Origin of the sequence: Nocardioides sp. Iso805N (assembly GCF_000364605.1) — a bacterium.
Taxonomy (GTDB): Bacteria; Actinomycetota; Actinomycetes; order Propionibacteriales; family Nocardioidaceae; genus Nocardioides.
On sequence record NZ_KB822576.1, the window covers coordinates 568,506 to 585,054 of the forward strand.

A 16,549-nucleotide genomic window follows, 5' to 3' on the forward strand; every position below is an offset into this window, starting at 1 on the left:
GACCTGCGAGAACTGACCCCTCGGCTCAGAAGAGCGCCTCGGTCTCCAGGTCGAGCAGCAGCTGCTTGCGTTCCACACCGCCCGCGTAGCCGGTGAGCGAGCCGTTCGCCCCGATCACGCGGTGACACGGGATCACCACCGGGATGGGGTTGCGGCCGTTGGCCAGGCCGACCGCACGCGCGCCGTGACCGGTCAGGCCGAGTCGCCCCGCGATCTCGCCGTACGTCGCGGTCCGGCCGTACCCGATCGTCACCAGCTCCTGCCACACCTTCTGTTGGAAGACCGTGCCGAGCGGCGCGAGCGGCAGGTCGAAGGTGGTGCGTTCCCCGGCGAAGTACTCGGCGAGCTGGCCCGCACACGCCGCCAGCACAGGATTCTGGTCGTCGCGGTCGCCGCGCAGCCGGCCGTCGGCGTAGGCGAAGGGGTGGAAGTCGATGGCGACGATCGCGCCGTCGTCCTCCACGAGTCGCAGCTCCCCGATCGGGGAGTCGATCACGGTCCACATCAGGCTGCCTCCACGGCTTGGTCGAGTGAGTTCCACAGGTAGAGCGAGGCGTAGGAGCGCCACGGGCGCCACGCCGCCTCGGCGGTGTCGAGATCGGAGTCGGCCCCGAGGCGGTTCAGCGCCCGGCGCAGCCCGACGTCGGAGGGCAGGAACACGTCCGGGTGGCCGAGCGCCCGCAGGGCGATGTAGCCGGCGGTCCACGGCCCGATCCCGGGCAGCGCCAGCAGCGCATCGCGTACGGCGTCGCGATCCGCGCCGCGATCCAGCGCCACCTCGCCGCTGACGATCGCGGCGGCCATGGTGTTGAGCGCTCGCCCGCGCGAGCGCGGCATCGGCAGCGCCTCGGGATCGATGCCGGCGATGGTCTCGGCGGCCGGGAAGACATGGGTCAGCCCGTCGATCTCGGACGCGAAAGGCACACCGTGGGCGGCGACGAGCCGGCCCAGCACCGTCCGGGCACCGGCGACACTGACCTGCTGCCCCACGATGGTGCGCACCGCGAGCTCGGCGCCGTCGGGCGCACCCGGCACTCTCAGCCCCGGCGTCGCGGCCACCAGGCCACCGAGCACCGGGTCCGCGCCGAGGTGCTGACCGACAGCGACCGGGTCGCAGTCGGCGTCGAGGATCCGGCGCACCCGCTCCACGGCCGCGCCGGTGTCGCGCAGGTCGGTCAGCCGGAAGGCCGCCGGCACGAAAGCCGTCCCCGGGCCGGCCAGGTCACTCAGCTCCAGCTCGACGACGGCGGGCCCGTGCGGGAGGTCGAGGGTACGCGCGTAGGTGGTTCCCTCCGCGACCTCGACGCCCGGCACGGCATGGTCGGCCAGGAAGCGCAGCAGCGCCGCGCCGGCGTACGGCGTCCGCACGGCCAGGCGCAGGTGCATCACCCCGCTGCCGGCTGCGCGGGAGCGATGGCCGCGCAGCTGCGACGGCGTGGCGGCGTACACCTCCCGGACGGTGTCGTTGAACTGCCGCACGCTCGCGAACCCGGCCGCGAACGCGACGTCGGCGAGCCCGAGCTCACTGGTCTCGATCAGCACCCGTGCGGTCTGCGCACGGCGCGCTCGGGCGAGCGCCAGCGGGCCGGCGCCGACCTCGGCAAGGAGCAGTCTGTTGAGGTGGCGGGGTGTGTAGCCCATCCGCCGAGCCAGCCCGTCGACGCCTTCGCGATCAACGACGCCGTCGGCGATGAGTCGCATCGCCCGTCCGGCAGCGGTCGCGGCGACGTCCCACTCGGGGCTCCCCGGGGTGGCGTCGGGCAGGCAGCGCTTGCAGGCGCGGTAGCCGGCCGCCTGGGCCGCCGCGGCGCTGCGATGGAAGGAGACGTTGGCCAGCGCGGGCGTCCGTGCCGGGCACGAGGGACGGCAGTAGATGCCGGTGGTGCGAACGGCGGTGTAGAAGACGCCGTCGAAGCGCCGATCGCGCGAGGAGACCGCGCGGTAGCAGGCTTCGGTGTCGAGTTCCATGGCTCCATCCTCTCCCACCGACGGGCGTCTTTCTCGCGGGAATCGGACACGGTCGCCGAGGAGGCCAGGAGCGACACGAACCGGCGAGTACGAAGACATTCATGTCTGTCTCAGCCAGACCTGGCAGGATCCGGACATGTCACAGACCGGCCCGATGGCGCCGCACCACCGCCGGGCGGTCTTCACCGTCATCGCCAGCACGCTGCTCGTGCTCGCCATCGCGACCGGCACGCTGGTGGCGGTCTTCTACAAGCACCTCGACGGCAACCTCCACGCCGGCCAGGCGATCAAGCACGAGACCACGAAGAAGCAGAGCGGCCCGAAGGCACCGCTCAACATCTTGGTGATGGGCCTGGACACCCGTGACTGCGCCGGGTGCAAGATCGACAACGAGCCCGGGGGCGACGGTTCGGACACGACGATCCTGGTGCACATCTCCGCGGACCGGAAGTCGGCCTACGGCATCTCGATCCCGCGCGACGCGCTGGTCAAGCCGGTCGCCTGCACCGAGCACTCGCTGTACAAGGAGACCGGCCTGGTGCAGTGGAACGCCGCCTACAGCGCCGGCGGTGCCGACTGCACCGCCGAGCAGTTGGAGAAGAACTTCGGCGTCTTCGTCGACGGCTACATCACGGTCAACTTCGGCGGCTTCAAGGGGATGGTCGACGCGATCCACGGGGTCAACATGTGCATCCCGTTCGAGCTGAGCGACCCGACCTACGAGAAGTACACGTTCGAGCCCGGCAAGTCCGTGCACCTCAACGGCACCAACGCCTTGAAGTACGTCCGGCTCCGGCACGTCTACGGTCACGGCCTGGACGGCTCCGACATCGCGCGGATGAAGCGCCAACAGGCCTTCATCTCCGCCATGATCGACAAGCTCCACTCCGCCGACACGTTGGCGCAGCCCTACAAGCTGGTGCAGTTCGCGAACTCGCTGACCAAGTCGATGACCCCCAGCCCGGAGTTCGACTCGGTCAAGAAGCTCGTCAAGCTCGCCGAGCAGGTCAAGGACATCGACCTGACCAACATCCAGTTCATCACGGTCCCGAGCCAGCCCTACGACGTGCCCAGGACCGACCCGGTCTGGGGGCGCGTCGAGATCCTTCCGGCCGCGAAGAAGATGTGGAAGCGCGTACGGCAGGACAAGCCGCTCTCGCAGTCGCTGGCGTCCGGGGCAATCTCAGCCGGCGGCGCGGGCACGACGTCCGACTCGACTGCAGCCTCGGGCTCGTCGACGCCCTCGGGTACGGCGAGCGCCTCCGGCGTACCGTCCGGCTCGTCGTCTGACTCGTCGTCTGACTCGTCATCCTCCTCGACGTCGCCGTCCGGGAGCACGAGCGCCGAGACGTCGGAGCAGGCGACCAAGGACGCCGCGAAGTACGGCCTCTGCGCCTGAGGCCAGGCCGCCCGTGCAGCGGCCAGAGCGAAGCGAAGAGGCCCGGCGCTGACAGCGCCGGGCCTCTTCCTGCGTGGTACCCCCGACCGGATTTGAACCGGCGTTACCGCCGTGAGAGGGCGACGTCCTAGGCCGCTAGACGACGGGGGCTTGCAGGTGCTGTCCGAGCGGTCACCCGCCGGCCAACGAGAGAAGACATTAGCGGCTGCGGAGGCCACGCAGCCAATCCAGAGCGCTGCGGCGCGCGTCACACCGTGGGCCTGGGGCGGGCGGCGGGGCGGTTTTGACCCCTGAGGGTCAGAACCGCACGTTGTCGGGCAAAGCTTCGGGGTACAACGTGCGGTATTGACCCCTGGGGGTCACAACCTCGCCCCCGTCCGCCGCGCCTCCTGCCGGAAATGCGAAGCGGCCCGGCGCTCGCGCACCGGGCCACTTCCTGCGTGGTACCCCCGACCGGATTTGAACCGGCGTTACCGCCGTGAGAGGGCGACGTCCTAGGCCGCTAGACGACGGGGGCTTGCAGGTGGCTCCCCTCCGAAGGAGAGGGATCCGCTGGGATACTAGGACTCGAACCTAGAATAACTGGACCAGAACCAGTCGTGTTGCCAATTACACCATATCCCATTGACTTTCTAGTCAATCACGCCCTCCACCGGAGCGGCTGGCGCGAGACGAAAGATTACATGGCCCGCCCTGCCGGTGCGAAATCGGGTGCCTCGGTCCGGGTCTGGAGCCCTCTCCGCCGCCCGGCCCACAGCACCAGCGCCAGGAAGACCAGCGACTGGGTGAGGGTCACCGGGATGTTCCACCAGCTGCCCGAGGAAGCGTTGAGCGTCTCGCTCATGTTCCCGTAGGCCAGGGCAAGGCCGAAGGCGAGGAAGTTGTTGAGTACGTGCATCGCGATGCCAGCCTCCAGGCCACCGGTCGCGATCACCAGCACGCCGGCGACGAGCCCGAACGCGAACCGGTCGAAGAAGACCGGAACGTCCTGTCCCCCGTGGGCCAGGGCGAACAGGAAGGCGGGGATCACCACCGCCGCCCAGCGCGCCCGGAACAGCCCGCCGAAGGCCTGGGTGAGGTAGCCCCGGAAGGCGTACTCCTCCCCCGCCGCCTGCAGCGGCGTCAGGAAGAGGATCACCAGCAGGTAGTCGCGCATCGTCGAGGACCAGTGGTTCAGCGCCCCGCCGACCTTCGTGTCCGAAGGCCCCTGCGAGGGCAGCACCGCCGAGACGAGCAGCGTCGCGATCAACGCCAGTACGGCGAGGGCCAGGCACAACCCGAACCACCGCCAGCGGATGCGCGGACGCACCGATGCCAGCCAGGCCGGGCGCAGCCGGTGCACGGACCACGTCACCAGCATCGCGACCGGGATCGCGGCCGCCAGCGAGAGGTTGAGGAACGCCAACGCGGGCGGGGTGACGTGCTTGGTGTCGCTGAGCCGATCCATCGCGGCAGACACGTCGCGACCTGCCACGGCGTACCCGAGGGCGAAGGCCCCCTCGAGCACCAGCTGCGCCACCACCAAGGTGAGGACCAGCAGCGCGAAGACACCCAGGAGCGTGCGGAGGACGCCGTTGTGCCCGCCCCGGTGCAACTGGTGGTAGGCGAGGCCCCGTCCGGGCTCCTGAGTGTGCAGCACGTCCAGCCTCAGCCGAGTGCGCTCTGCAGCCGCGCCAGGGTCCGCTCGCGGCCGAGCAGCTCCAGCGACTCGTACAGCGGCGGGCTGACCCGCTTGCCGGTCGTGGCCACCCGGACAGGCCCGAAGGCGACCCGCGGCTTGAGCCCCATCTCCTCGACCAGCGCGTGCTGCAGCATGTCGCTGATCCGGGCCGCCGACCACGGCTCCGCCCGGAGCAGGGCGTCGTACGCCGCCTGGATCACCGCCTGACCCTCGTCGGTGTCGACCAGCTTGGCGCGGTCGGCCGCGTCCAGGGCGAAGTCGGCGTCGGCGATGAACAGGAACCGCAGCAGCTCGCCGACCTCGGTGAGCTTGTTGACCCGCTCGGCGACGAACGGCATCGCCAGCTCCAGCAGCTGCTGGTCGGCCGGGCTGACCGGGTCGGTGAGCACCCCGTCGCGCTTGAGGAACGGCAGCGCCCGGTCGGTGATCTCCTCGACCGAGAGCCGGTGCACGTGGGCGGCGTTGATGGCCTCGCACTTCTTCAGGTCGAAGCGCGCCGGGTTGGGGTTGACGTCCTTGATGTCGAACGCCTCCACCATCTCCTCCAGCGAGAAGATGTCGCGGTCCGCGGCGATCGCCCAGCCGAGCAGTGCGAGGTAGTTGAGCAGACCCTCGGGCACGAAGCCCTGCTCGCGGTAGGCCAGCGCATGCGCCTCCGGGTCGCGCTTGGAGAGCTTCTTGTTGCCCTCGCCCAGCACGTACGGCAGGTGCCCGAACTCCGGGGTCAGCTTCGCGATCCCGACATCGCGCAGCGCGGCGTACAGGGCGATCTGACGGGGCGTCGAGGAGAGCAGGTCCTCGCCGCGCAGCACGTGGGTGATCTCCATGTACGCGTCGTCGACGGGGTTGACCAGCGTGTAGAGCGGGTCGCCGTTGGCGCGGGCCAGGGCGTAGTCGGGCACGAACCTGGTCTCGAAGGTGACCTCGCCACGAACCAGGTCGTTCCAGGTGATCGAGCCGTCCGGCATCCGCAGCCGCGGCACGCTCGCACGGCCCTCGGCGTTGTACGTCGCGATCGTCTCGGCGTCCAGGTTGCGGCAGAAGCCGTCGTAGCCCATCACCTTGGAGCCGGACTCCTTGCGGCGTGCCTCGACCTCCTCGTTGGTGCAGAAGCACGGGTAGGCGTGGCCTGCCTCGAGCAGCCGGGCGAGGGCGTCGGCGTACAGCTCGGAGCGCTGGCTCTGGAAGTAGGGACCGTGCGGGCCGCCGACCTCGGGGCCCTCGTCCCACTCCAGACCGAGCCAGTGCATCAGGTCGATGATCGCGTTGAGCGACTCATCGGTGCTGCGCTCCTTGTCGGTGTCCTCGATCCGGAAGACGAAGGTGCCGCCGTGGTGGCGCGCGAACGCCCAGTTGAACAGGGCCGTGCGGACCAGGCCGACGTGCGGGCTGCCGGTCGGGCTGGGGGCCATCCGCACGCGGACGCCAGGGATCTTGTCGCTCACTTCTTCACCACCATGTTCGTGAGCGCACCGAGGCGCTCGATCGAGACTTCCACTTCCTGGCCGGGCTGCATGGGCCCGACGCCCGCCGGCGTACCGGTGAGGATGACGTCGCCCGGCAGCAGCGTCATCGCGGCAGTGACGTGCGCGATGATCGCGGGTACGTCGAACAGCAGGTCGCGGGTGTTGCCGTCCTGCTTGAGGTCACCCTCGAGGAAGGTCTGCACGCGCAGGCCGTTCTTGACGTCCTCCAGGGTGAGGTCGGTGTCGATCCAGGGGCCGAGCGGGCAGAACGTGTCGAACCCCTTGGCCCGGCTCCACTGCTTGTCCGCGACCTGCAGGTCCCGCGCGGAGACGTCGTTGGCGATGGTCCAGCCGTAGATGACCTCGGCGGCGCGCTCCGCGGGGACGTCCTTGCAGATCCGGCCGATGACGATCGCGAGCTCGCCCTCGAAGTGGACGTTCTCGCTCTGCGGCGGGTAGACGATGGCGTCGCGGGGGCCGATGACCGACGTGTTCGGCTTGAGGAAGAACATCGGCTCCGTGGGAGCTTCCCCGCCCGTCACGTTCTTCATCTCCGCGACGTGGTCGGCGTAGTTCTTGCCGATCGCGACCACCTTGCTGCGCGGGATGACCGGCGCGAGCAGCTTGACGTCCTCGAAACGGTAGGTCTGGTCGATCGGGTTGACCCCGGCGTAGATCGGGTCGCCGGCCAGGGCCACCACCTGGGCGTCCGGATCGGGCTGGCCGTACTCGTCGAGGTCGCCGGTCACGATGCCGAAGAGCGGCTCGTCTCCTGTGGTGAATCGGGCGATGCGCACACCGTGAGCCTATCGACTCGGCGCCGTCGGGCCGACCTCGGCACAGGTGCGCCGGTCCGCGGACAGGCGCACACTGGACCCGAGCCGCTCACCGCGACGGAGGCGCGATGGAGGCGCGATGGAGCTGATCAGACCCACCGGGAGCTCGGACGACGTCGCCGACCGGCCCGTGTCCCACCGGCTGGCCCCCGCCGTGGTGGCGATCGCCGTCGTCCAGCTCGTCGTGCTGCTCGCGGCCAGCACGCGCTACGGCTACCACCGCGACGAGATGTACTTCATCGTCGCCGGCGGCCATCCGGCCTTCGGCTACCCCGACCAGCCGCCGCTCGTGCCGCTGATCTGCCGGGCGATGGACTGGCTGGCTCCCGGCTCGCTGCTCCTGCTGCGGCTGCCGTCGGCACTCGCGGCTGCCGCGACCACGCTGATGGCCGGTGACATCGCCCGCGAGGTGCGCGGCGGTCGGGTCGCCCAGACGATCGCCGCCGCCTGCACCGCCTGCTCCGGCTTCACCTTGGCGACCGGTCACTTCGTCACCACCACGACCTTCGACCTGCTCTCCACCACCGCCCTGTTCTGGCTGGTCGTGCGCGCGCTCGCCCGGCACCGCCCCTCCTACCTCCTCCTGTCCGGGATCGCCGTCGGGGTCGGCACCCAGGCCAAGCCCCAGGTGGCGTTCGTCGCGGTCGTGCTGGTCGGCGCGCTGGCGGTGGTCGGGCCACGATGGCCGCTGCGCTCGCCCTGGTTGTGGGGAGGTACGACGCTGGCGCTGGTGATCGCCGCGCCGTACGTGCTGTGGCAGGCGGCGCACGGCTGGCCACAGGTCACGGTGATGGGCAACATCGGCGGATCCGCCGAGGGCGGCCGGATCGGGTTCATTCCGTTCCAGCTGATCATGGTCAGCCCGGTGCTGGTGCCGGTCTGGGTCGCCGGGCTGGTCGCGCCCTGGCGGGCGACCCCGGGGTCGGTGCTGCGCCTGCTGCGCTTCGTGCCGGTGACCTACCTGGTCGCGGGCGCGCTCTACCTCCTCGGCGACGGCAAGGCGTACTACCTCGCCAGCCTCTATCCGGCACTGCTCGGCCTGGGAGCGGTGCCGGTCGCCGCCTGGGTACGCCGCGGCAGGGCGCGCTCGACCGTTCTCGTCACCGCCGTGGTCGTCTCCGCGATGATCAGCGCCCTGATCGCCCTCCCGCTGCTGCCCGCCTCCCGCCTGCAGGGCAGCGCGGTGATGGCGCTGAACCCCGACCAGGGCGAGACGGTGGGCTGGCCGCGGTTCGTCGACACGGTCGCCGGGGTGTGGCAGGGGCTGACGCCGGCCCAGCGCGACCGGGCGGTCATCTTCACCCGGAACTACGGCGAGGCGGCTGCGGTGCAGCTGCTGGGTCGGTCCGCCGGGCTGCCGCGTGCCTACAGCGGGCACAACGGCTTCAGCCTGTGGGGCAGGCCGGCCGACGGGGCGACCCCGGTCGTGCTGATCGGATTCGACGGGCCGAGCGATGCTGCGCCGTACTTCTCCGACTGTGTGCGGCGCGCGACGGTCGACGACGGGGTGGAGCTGGACAACCAGGAGCAAGGCCTGCCGATCATGGTCTGCCGCCCGAGCCAGCCGTGGTCGGTGCTGTGGCCGCGGCTGCAGCACTTCAACTAGTCCGCGCTCCCCTGCAACCGGCGCCGGTCACGCCACCGGCAGCAGCGCCTCGATGGCCGGCGCGATCTTGTCGGGCTTGGTGGCGGAGCCGAAGCGCCGCACCACCACGCCGTCGGGGTCGAGGAGGAACTTGGTGAAGTTCCACCGCACCTTGCTGCCCAGGACGCCGCGCGCCTGCGAGCGCAGCCAGCGGTAGAGCGGGTCGGCGTGGTCGCCGTTGACGTCGACCTTGGCGAACATCGGGAAGCTCACGCCATAGTTGCGCTGGCAGAAGTCCCCGATCTCGTCCGCCGTGCCGGGCTCCTGGTTGCCGAACTGGTTGCAGGGGAAGCCGAGCACGACCAGACCGCGCTCGCCGTACGTCTGCCACAGGCTCTCCAGCCCCTCGAGCTGCGGGGTGAACCCGCACTTCGAGGCGGTGTTGACCACCAGCACGACCTTGCCCGCGTAGTCCGACAGCGGCTCCTCCGAGCCGTCGAGCCGGGTGGCCCGGAAGTCCGACAGTGTCGCCATGACGCTCCTCTGCTCTGGGCGCCGAACGGCGCCGTCACACCTACCCTGCCGATGATTCGGAGTCGTGACCAGACCGGACTGGTCGTTACCCTCGTCCGGTGACGTCGGTGCTGGGCCAGCGGGAGCTGCGGGATCTGCCGGAGCTGCCGGAGGACGAGGAGGCACGCGCCCTCGCCCACCGCGAGCGGCTGCTCCCCTACGTCGCGCCACACCTGGCCCGCCGCAAGGCGGGCATCAAGCACCCGGTGCACGACTTCCTCTTCACCTACTACGCGTTCCGGCCCGCGCAGCTGCTGCGCTGGACGCCCGGCACGACCTCGCTGCCCGAGGACAAGCGCATGCTGGTCAGCACGCTCCGGCGGCTGCTGCGCGCCACTGCTTCGCGGCCAGCGAGCTTCGGCTGCTTCGGGCTGCACGAGTGGGCGATGGTCTATCGCGCCGACGAGACCCGACACCCGCAGCCGCTGCGGCTGGGCGCCTCCGCGACCGACGCCGTGGTGGACACCCACCGGATCCAATGCTCGCACTTCGACGCCTACCGCTTCTTCACTCCCGAGGCGGTCGGCCTCAACGCGCTGCGCCCAGGCCGCGACGACCGCGCCGACTTCGAGCAGCCGGGCTGTCTGCACGGCACGATGGACCTCTACAAGCACGCCTTCCGCCTCTTCCCGCTGATCGCCTCCGATCTCATCGCGGACTGCTTCGAGCTGGCGTGGGACGTGCGGATCATGGACATGCGCGCCGCGCCGTACGACATGTCTGGCGTCATCCTCGACCCGACCGGGGAGGCGTGGACGCCGGTGCGGATCGAGACGGCCGAGGGCAAACAGGAGTACGTCGCCGCGCAGCGCGGCTTCGCCGAGCGTGCGGCGCCGCTGCGGCAGCGGCTGATCGAGGACTGCGAGCGCCTCCTCGGCGCCTCCGCTCCGTGATTTCCCCGCCACGGCACGAAAATCGCACCCTGCCGGAGGGCGCCGCTGTCACTTACGCGCCAAGGTGCTGATTTCGCGCCGGCGCCATCCCCCGCCGGGCAGGTGGCGTCGGCGGCGGAGCGACTCAGGAACCCGCCGCAGCCCTGACCACCTGGATCCCGGCGATCACGATGCCCAGCCCGACACCGAAGTCGTCCCCGTCGCGTGGGTCGTCGTCGATCGCACCAGCAGCGGCGGCCTGCAGATGGGTCTGCTCGTCGACGGCATGGCCGTAGACGAAGTGCAGTAGCGTCCGCACCGCCGTCGGCGCGAGCTCGCCGATGCCGCCCTCGACCAGTGCCTTCTCCAGCAGCGCACCCGGCTCCCGTGCGCCCAGACCGAAGGAGTGCACGGTGGCGACCAGCTCGGCGCCGTCACGATAGGCCAGCAGCTGGTCGCGCAGCACGGTGCAGATCGCCCCGACCCGGTCGACCCACGCCCCCTCCGCCGGCCACGGCGCCCGGCGGAGCAGCTCGTCGGCCATCGCCGCGAGCAGGGTCTGCTTGTTGGCGAAGTGGTGGTAAAGCGCTGAGGGCTGTACGCCGAGCTCGGAGCCGAGGCGCCGCATGGTCAGGTCGGCCAAGCCGTAGCCGTCCAGCACCTCGAGCGCACGCACGACGATCTCTTCGCGGCGGTACCGCATCCGTCCCTCCGAGCTGATCACCTGATGGACCCCGGTTGCCTGACCGGACCGCGCCACCCTAACCTGAACACCGTTAACCTGAACAACGTTCAGTCCAGCTCAGGAGACCCGATGAATGCCGCCACCGCAGAGCCCAGCACGGATGTGACCGCTCACCGCCCGCGCCGCCTCAGCACCACCGACCTCGCCCTCGTGGCCAGCTTCACCGCGCTGATCGCGGTCTGCTCCTACGCGGCCGCGATCCCCGTCGGAGGTGCCGGCGTCCCGATCACGCTGCAGACCTTCGCGGTGCTGCTCACCGGCCTGGTGCTGGGCCCCTGGCGCGCACTGCTCGCGGTGGGGCTCTACTTCCTGATCGGCCTGGCCGGCCTCCCGGTCTTCGCCGAGCACAGCTCCGGCGCCTCGGCGTTCACCGGCGCGTCGGCCGGCTACCTCTACTCCTTCGCCCTGGCCGCCGTCGTCGCCGGCGCACTGGCGCAGTACGTCCTGCCCCGCCAGCGCACCCGGGCGGTCTTCCTGTTCATCGCCGCCCTGGTCGCCACGGTCGTCAACCACCTCGGTGGCATCGTCGGGCTGCGGATCGTGCTCGACCTCAGCTGGCACAAGGCCGCGAGCATCGACGCGGCGTACTGGGTCGGCGACATCGTCAAGGCCGCCGTCGCCGCGATCGTCGCGGCGGAGGTGCACCGCGCCTTCCCGGCGCTGCTCGCTCGTCGTGGCTGAGGTCGTCCTCGAAGCCGCGGAGGTTCGCGCCCCGGACGACCGGGTCATCCTGCACCCGATCTCGCTGCGCCTCACCGAGCACCGGATCGGCATCATCGGTCCCAACGGGTCGGGCAAGTCGACGCTGGCTCGCCTGGTCAACGGGCTGGTCACCCCGTCCTCGGGACGGGTGTTGGTCGACGGCGTCGACGTGGCTCGCAACGGCGCCGCCGTCCGCCGTCGCGTCGGCTTCTGCTTCACCGACCCGTCTGCACAGGTGGTGATGCCGACCTGCATCGAGGACGTCGAGCTCTCGCTGCGCAAGCGGATCAAGGACCGCGTACGCCGCCGCGAGGCCGCGTCCCAGATCCTCGCTCGCTACGGGCTCGCCGACCGGGCCGATGTCAGCGTGCACGCGCTCTCGGGCGGCCAGCGTCAGCTGCTGGCGCTGGCCGGCGTACTCGCCACCGATCCCGACCTGCTGGTCGCCGACGAGCCGACCACGCTGCTGGACCTGCGCAACACCCGCCTGGTCGCCGACACCCTGTTCGGCCTGGAGCAGCAGCTGATCCTGCTCACCCACGACCTGGACCTCGTACGCCGCTGCGACCGGGTCCTGCTGGTCGAGGACGGTCGGATCGCCTTCGACGGGCCCGCCGAGGTGGCGGTCGCCCGCTACGAGGCGACGGTATGACGCCGATCACCGATTCCTGGGCGACCCGGCTGCCGGTCGGCGCCAAGATGCTGACGCTGATCGCGCTGAGCATCACCACGGTGGCGCTGCACGGCGTACGGTCCGCGGCGGCGCTGCTCGGGTTCGTCCTCGTGCTCGCGGTGAGCACCAGGGTTCCGGCCCGCACGCTGCTTCGCACGCTGCGCGGCATCGTGCTCTTCGCCGTCGTGGTGGCCGCACTGCAGTGGTGGTGGATCGGTCCGGCCCGTGCGCTGGAGTCCCTGCTCGACCTCACCACCCTGGCCCTGCTCGGCGTGCTGCTGACCGCGACGACCCCGGTCGGCGACATGCTGGAGGCCTTCGTGCGCTGGGCGGGGCCGATGCGCCGGTTCGGCGTCGACCCGGAGCGGGTCGGGCTGGTCATCAGCATGGCGGTGGAGGCGATCCCCGGCACGATCACGCTCGCCCGGGAGACCCGTGACGCGGCTCGGACCCGCGGTCTCGAGCGCAGCCCGCGGGCACTGCTCACGCCATTCGTGATCCGGGTGGTCGCTCGTGCCCACGAGAAGGGTGCCGCACTCCAGGCACGGGGCATCGGAGACTAGGCTCCAGACGAGCCAGCCCGACGGAGGACCCGTGGACATCGACACGCTGCGGATCACGTTCAGCGTGATCGCCGGCGTACTTGTCGTCCTCTTCTACATCGGCGCCTACCTGCCGACGCGCGCTCCGTTCTCGGGCTGGTGGACGGTCTCCCTGCTGCTCTTCCTGGTGAGCTCCGCGGCCTACCTGGCCAACGGCACCTCGGGCCAGCCGGTGCTGAACCCGATCGGCAACGGTTTCGCCGTGGCCGGCGCTGAGGCGGCCTGGTGCGCGGCCCGATCGCTGCGCACCAAGCCGGTCCGGTGGCGGTGGTTGCTCCCGCTCCCCTTGCTGGCGGTCCTCGCCGGCGCGGTCGACGACCCGGGCCACGACGTCTGGGCCGGTGGCCTGGTGTTCCTCGTGCTGATGACGGCCGCGTTCGCCGCCACCACCCGCGAGCTGGTCCTCGCCGCCTTCGGCTCCGACCAGCCCGCCCGCACCCTGTCGGTCTCCGGTGTGCTCATCCGCGCCCTGGCGCTCGCCTCGGTGATCATCACCGTCTTCTACGCCGGCCGCGCCATCGCCTTCACGGTCGAGGGCGCCGACAGCGAGCTCTTCAAGCAGACGTTCGGCTCGGCGCCGACCACGGTGCTGCTACTGGCGCAGCTGGTCACCGTCTCCTTCAGCATGTCCTCGCTGAGCACCCAGCAGCAGATCGACGACCTGCGCCAGCGCGCCGTCTACGACCAACTCACCGGCCTACTGCGTGCGCAGGAGTTCCGCGACCGCGCCGGGGTGGCGCTCCCCCGCCTGAGCCGCCCGGGCGAGATGACCATCGTGGCGATGGCCGACCTCGACCACTTCAAGCTGGTCAACGACCAGCTCGGCCACGCGGCGGGCGACGACGTCCTGCGCGCCTTCGGCTGGTCGGCCCGGACCACTCTCGGTCAGCGGGCGCTGTGGGGCCGGCTCGGCGGCGAGGAGTTCGCGCTGGTCTTCGCCACGACCAGCTGGGAGTACGCCGAGGACCTGCTGCGGACCATGATCGCGGAGTTCCAGCACGCCGTGCACCTGGCTGACGGCCGAGTCCCCACCGTCAGCATCGGCATGGTCGAGGCGCGTCGCGGCGAGCCCCTCCCGACGGTCCTCGAGCGCGCCGACAAGGCTCTCTACCGGGCCAAGTCCGAGGGACGCTCGCGGGTCGTGCGGGCCTGAGCCCTCTGGGTCCCTGGGATAGTCCGGGGCGGAAATCAGGGCTTACCGGCCAGTAAGGCTGATTTGCGCCCCGGACTACCCCAGGACGGCCAAGAGCCGGGTCACCAGCCCGGAGGCCGCCTGTCGCCCCAGGGCGCGGCCGCCTCGACCTGGGCGGCCAACGAGAGCAGCAGCTCCTCCTCGCCGGGCCGCGCGGCCAGCATCACGCCGACCGGCAGACCGGAGGCGCTCCAGTGCAGCGGCAACGAGACGGCGGGCATGCCGGTGACGTTCCAGGCGCTGGTCCACGGCGTGAAGCGCTTCTGTGCCTCGAAGTCGCGGCTCGGATCGGCGTCGTCGCGCAGCTGCCCGACCAGCGGCGGCGGAGTCGCCAAGGTCGGGGTGAGGACCGCGTCGTACGGCGCCAGCGCCTGCAGCGCTCCCGCCGCGAACCGCCGCATCTGCCCGATCGCCAGCCCGAACTCCGGCCCCGACACCGCCTCGCCGCGCTCGGTCAGCCAACGGGTGAGCGGACGGATGAGGTCGCGTCGCTCCGGCGGCAACGGCGTGACGGACAGGGCGGTCAGCACGGCCCAGCAGGTCTCGAAGACGGGGACCGCCTCGCGGGGCAGCGGGACCGGCACGTCCTCGATGACGTGGCCGAGGTCCTCCAGCAGCCGGGATGCGCCCTCGTAGGCCTCCATGCACTCCGGGTGGACCGCGGCGTCGGCGATCACCGGCTCGACGAACCGAGCGATCCGCAACTGGCCCGGCACCCTGTCGCACGCCTCGAGGAACGTCTCCGTCGGCTCGGGCGCCCAGAACGGATCGCCCGTACGACGCCCGGCCAGCACGTCGAGGAACGCAGCCGCATCGCGCACCGTCCGCGCCAGCGACCCGGAGGTGGAGAGCCCGACCGGGTCGCCGTACATCGGACCGGAGGAGATCCGGCCGCGGGTGGGCTTGAGGCCCACCAGCCCGCAGCAGGAGGCCGGGATCCTGATGGAGCCACCGCCGTCGGAGCCGTGCGCCACCGGCACCAGCCCGGCCGCGACGGCGGCCGCCGCTCCCCCGCTCGAGCCGCCGGCGATGTGCCGGCGATCCCACGGCGTCACAGCCGGCGGAGCCACGTCGGGCTCGGTGTAGCAGGGGCTGCCGAACTCAGGGGTGTTCGTCTTGCCCAGGCTGATCATCCCGGCGGCCTCGATCGAGAGCGCGATGTTGTCGGACGTTTCCGGGACGAAGTCGGCGAAGGCCGCCGACCCGAACATGGTGCGCACGCCCTTGGTCGGGTTGAGGTCCTTGATCGCGGTCGGCACGCCCCACAGCGGGTCGGCGCCGACCGGCCTGATCGCCAGTTCGCGCGCGCAGGTCGAGATGTGCTCCTGCGCGAGCGTGACGAATGCTCCGAGCGGGTGGTCCGACCCGATGTCGAGCCGGTCGATCCGGTCCAGGTAGTGCTCGGCCAGCTCGGCCGGGGACACCTCGCACCGGCGGATCAGCTCACCCTGCTCGAGGGCCGTGAGATCGTGCAGCTCGGTCACCTCATCAGCCTAGGGTGGTCGCGTGCTTCGCACCACGCTCGTCGCCCTGTCGCTCGTGGCGGCGTCCGTCGGCGTCGCCGGGTGCGGCTCCTCGCCCGCCCCCGCGACACGTACGTCGCAACGCGTCGCGACCAGCGTTCCCTCGCCCAGCGTTCCCTCGGCTGGCACAGCCGCAGTCTCAGCCTCGGAGTCCGTCCCGACGATCCCAGCGACGAGTCCAGCGGCGAGCGCCACAGCGGCCCGGCACGAGTCCGGCCCAGACCCGCGCTGGCGCTTCTATACGGCCGACCGGCACTGGTACTCCTCGCCCTGGTTCAGCGGCGTGCACCGGATCATGATCGGCTTCGGCTGCAACGGCTCGCCTTGGTACGACCACGACCCGCGCTGCCCCGGCAAGCAGGGCTTCCACCACGGCATCGACGTGGCCATGCCGTGCGGCACGCCGATCCGGGCCGGCCTGGCGGGCACCGTGCTCTCGCCGTCGGCTCCCGGCACCCCGGGCCCGGCGTACGGCGTCCATCCGCTGCGCCTGCGGATCGCCGGTCCCGAGGGCCAGCACGACGTGGTGATCGGCCACGCCCGAGAGGTCTTCGTCCGGGCCGGCGAGCACGTCCGCGTCGGTCAGCGGATCGCACTCGCCTCCGATTCCGGCGCACCCGACGGCTGCCACCTGCACTTCGAGGTGCGGCCGCCCGGTGGCTCGTACACGAGCGCCGTCGACCCGAGCGCCTGGTTGATGCTGCACCCGTCCTGAGCGCCCTAGGCAGACAA

At 71.0% G+C, this 16,549-nt stretch carries 16 protein-coding genes and 3 tRNA genes; 8 read left to right on the top strand and 11 right to left on the bottom strand.

Going from position 1 to position 16,549, the window contains the following annotated elements; translation table 11 throughout:
• Nucleotides 1-25: 25 nt before the first annotated feature.
• Nucleotides 26-505 (bottom strand): methylated-DNA--[protein]-cysteine S-methyltransferase, encoded by a 480-nt coding sequence (locus tag H036_RS0107005; protein WP_017934076.1) that lies wholly within the window; start codon nucleotides 503-505, stop codon nucleotides 26-28.
• Nucleotides 505-1,968 carry a DNA-3-methyladenine glycosylase 2 family protein gene (locus H036_RS0107010; protein WP_017934077.1) on the bottom strand — a complete coding sequence of 488 codons (1,464 nt, stop codon included), beginning with the start codon at nucleotides 1,966-1,968 and terminating at the stop codon, nucleotides 505-507. Before H036_RS0107010 ends, H036_RS0107005 begins: the two co-directional genes overlap by 1 nt.
• A 136-nt stretch (nucleotides 1,969-2,104) precedes the next feature.
• On the opposite strand from H036_RS0107010, the gene H036_RS22055 reads away from it, so the two are divergent.
• Nucleotides 2,105-3,367, top strand: a complete 1,263-nt coding sequence (locus H036_RS22055; RefSeq protein ID WP_017934078.1) for an LCP family protein — start codon at nucleotides 2,105-2,107, stop codon at nucleotides 3,365-3,367.
• 74 nt (nucleotides 3,368-3,441) lie between these two features.
• Here H036_RS22055 and H036_RS0107020 read toward each other — a convergent pair.
• The 6 genes from H036_RS0107020 to H036_RS0107045 form a co-directional block, all read right to left on the bottom strand.
• Nucleotides 3,442-3,517 (bottom strand) — tRNA-Glu (locus H036_RS0107020).
• Between the two features lie 291 nt (nucleotides 3,518-3,808).
• Nucleotides 3,809-3,884 (bottom strand) — tRNA-Glu (locus tag H036_RS0107025).
• A 35-nt stretch (nucleotides 3,885-3,919) separates the two neighbouring features.
• A tRNA-Gln gene (locus H036_RS0107030) sits at nucleotides 3,920-3,991 on the bottom strand.
• A gap of 55 nt (nucleotides 3,992-4,046) precedes the next feature.
• A complete protein-coding gene (locus H036_RS0107035; protein WP_017934079.1) occupies nucleotides 4,047-5,006 on the bottom strand; it encodes a CPBP family intramembrane glutamic endopeptidase in 960 nt (319 codons plus the stop codon).
• Between the two features lie 8 nt (nucleotides 5,007-5,014).
• A complete protein-coding gene (gene gltX / locus H036_RS0107040) occupies nucleotides 5,015-6,493 on the bottom strand; it encodes a glutamate--tRNA ligase (RefSeq protein ID WP_017934080.1) in 1,479 nt (492 codons plus the stop codon).
• A complete protein-coding gene (locus H036_RS0107045) occupies nucleotides 6,490-7,311 on the bottom strand; it encodes a fumarylacetoacetate hydrolase family protein (RefSeq protein WP_017934081.1) in 822 nt (273 codons plus the stop codon). The genes gltX and H036_RS0107045 overlap by 4 nt, the downstream gene beginning before the upstream one ends.
• A 118-nt stretch (nucleotides 7,312-7,429) precedes the next feature.
• Here H036_RS0107045 and H036_RS0107050 point away from each other — a divergent pair, with 118 nt between their 5' ends.
• The gene (locus H036_RS0107050) at nucleotides 7,430-8,956 is read left to right on the top strand and encodes a glycosyltransferase family 39 protein (RefSeq protein ID WP_017934082.1); all 1,527 of its coding nucleotides are present in this window, start codon (nucleotides 7,430-7,432) and stop codon (nucleotides 8,954-8,956) included.
• A gap of 27 nt (nucleotides 8,957-8,983) precedes the next feature.
• Here H036_RS0107050 and H036_RS0107055 read toward each other — a convergent pair whose 3' ends face one another.
• Complete coding sequence (locus H036_RS0107055; protein ID WP_017934083.1) at nucleotides 8,984-9,469, bottom strand: glutathione peroxidase; 486 nt, start codon at nucleotides 9,467-9,469, stop codon at nucleotides 8,984-8,986.
• A 98-nt stretch (nucleotides 9,470-9,567) separates the two neighbouring features.
• Here H036_RS0107055 and H036_RS0107060 point away from each other — a divergent pair, with 98 nt between their 5' ends.
• A complete protein-coding gene (locus H036_RS0107060; protein ID WP_017934084.1) occupies nucleotides 9,568-10,401 on the top strand; it encodes a hypothetical protein in 834 nt (277 codons plus the stop codon).
• A gap of 124 nt (nucleotides 10,402-10,525) precedes the next feature.
• Here the strand turns inward: H036_RS0107060 and H036_RS0107065 are convergent, their stop codons facing one another.
• Entirely contained in the window at nucleotides 10,526-11,083 is a 558-nt protein-coding gene (locus H036_RS0107065; protein ID WP_026145859.1) for a TetR family transcriptional regulator, read from the bottom strand.
• Nucleotides 11,084-11,194: 111 nt separating this feature from the next.
• On the opposite strand from H036_RS0107065, the gene H036_RS0107070 reads away from it, so the two are divergent.
• From H036_RS0107070 to H036_RS0107085, 4 genes are read left to right on the top strand one after another with little or no spacing between them, the layout of a single operon-like run.
• Nucleotides 11,195-11,806 carry a biotin transporter BioY gene (locus H036_RS0107070; protein WP_017934086.1) on the top strand — a complete coding sequence of 204 codons (612 nt, stop codon included), beginning with the start codon at nucleotides 11,195-11,197 and terminating at the stop codon, nucleotides 11,804-11,806.
• Complete coding sequence (locus H036_RS0107075; protein WP_017934087.1) at nucleotides 11,799-12,479, top strand: energy-coupling factor ABC transporter ATP-binding protein; 681 nt, start codon at nucleotides 11,799-11,801, stop codon at nucleotides 12,477-12,479. Before H036_RS0107070 ends, H036_RS0107075 begins: the two co-directional genes overlap by 8 nt.
• The gene (locus H036_RS0107080) at nucleotides 12,476-13,063 is read left to right on the top strand and encodes an energy-coupling factor transporter transmembrane component T family protein (protein ID WP_017934088.1); all 588 of its coding nucleotides are present in this window, start codon (nucleotides 12,476-12,478) and stop codon (nucleotides 13,061-13,063) included. The genes H036_RS0107075 and H036_RS0107080 overlap by 4 nt, the downstream gene beginning before the upstream one ends.
• A 31-nt stretch (nucleotides 13,064-13,094) precedes the next feature.
• Entirely contained in the window at nucleotides 13,095-14,255 is a 1,161-nt protein-coding gene (locus tag H036_RS0107085) for a GGDEF domain-containing protein (RefSeq protein ID WP_017934089.1), read from the top strand.
• A gap of 101 nt (nucleotides 14,256-14,356) precedes the next feature.
• Here H036_RS0107085 and H036_RS0107090 read toward each other — a convergent pair whose 3' ends face one another.
• Nucleotides 14,357-15,778, bottom strand: a complete 1,422-nt coding sequence (locus H036_RS0107090) for an amidase (RefSeq protein WP_017934090.1) — start codon at nucleotides 15,776-15,778, stop codon at nucleotides 14,357-14,359.
• Nucleotides 15,779-15,800: 22 nt separating this feature from the next.
• On the opposite strand from H036_RS0107090, the gene H036_RS26045 reads away from it, so the two are divergent.
• Nucleotides 15,801-16,532 carry a M23 family metallopeptidase gene (locus tag H036_RS26045; RefSeq protein WP_157417104.1) on the top strand — a complete coding sequence of 244 codons (732 nt, stop codon included), beginning with the start codon at nucleotides 15,801-15,803 and terminating at the stop codon, nucleotides 16,530-16,532.
• Nucleotides 16,533-16,549: the final 17 nt, after the last annotated feature.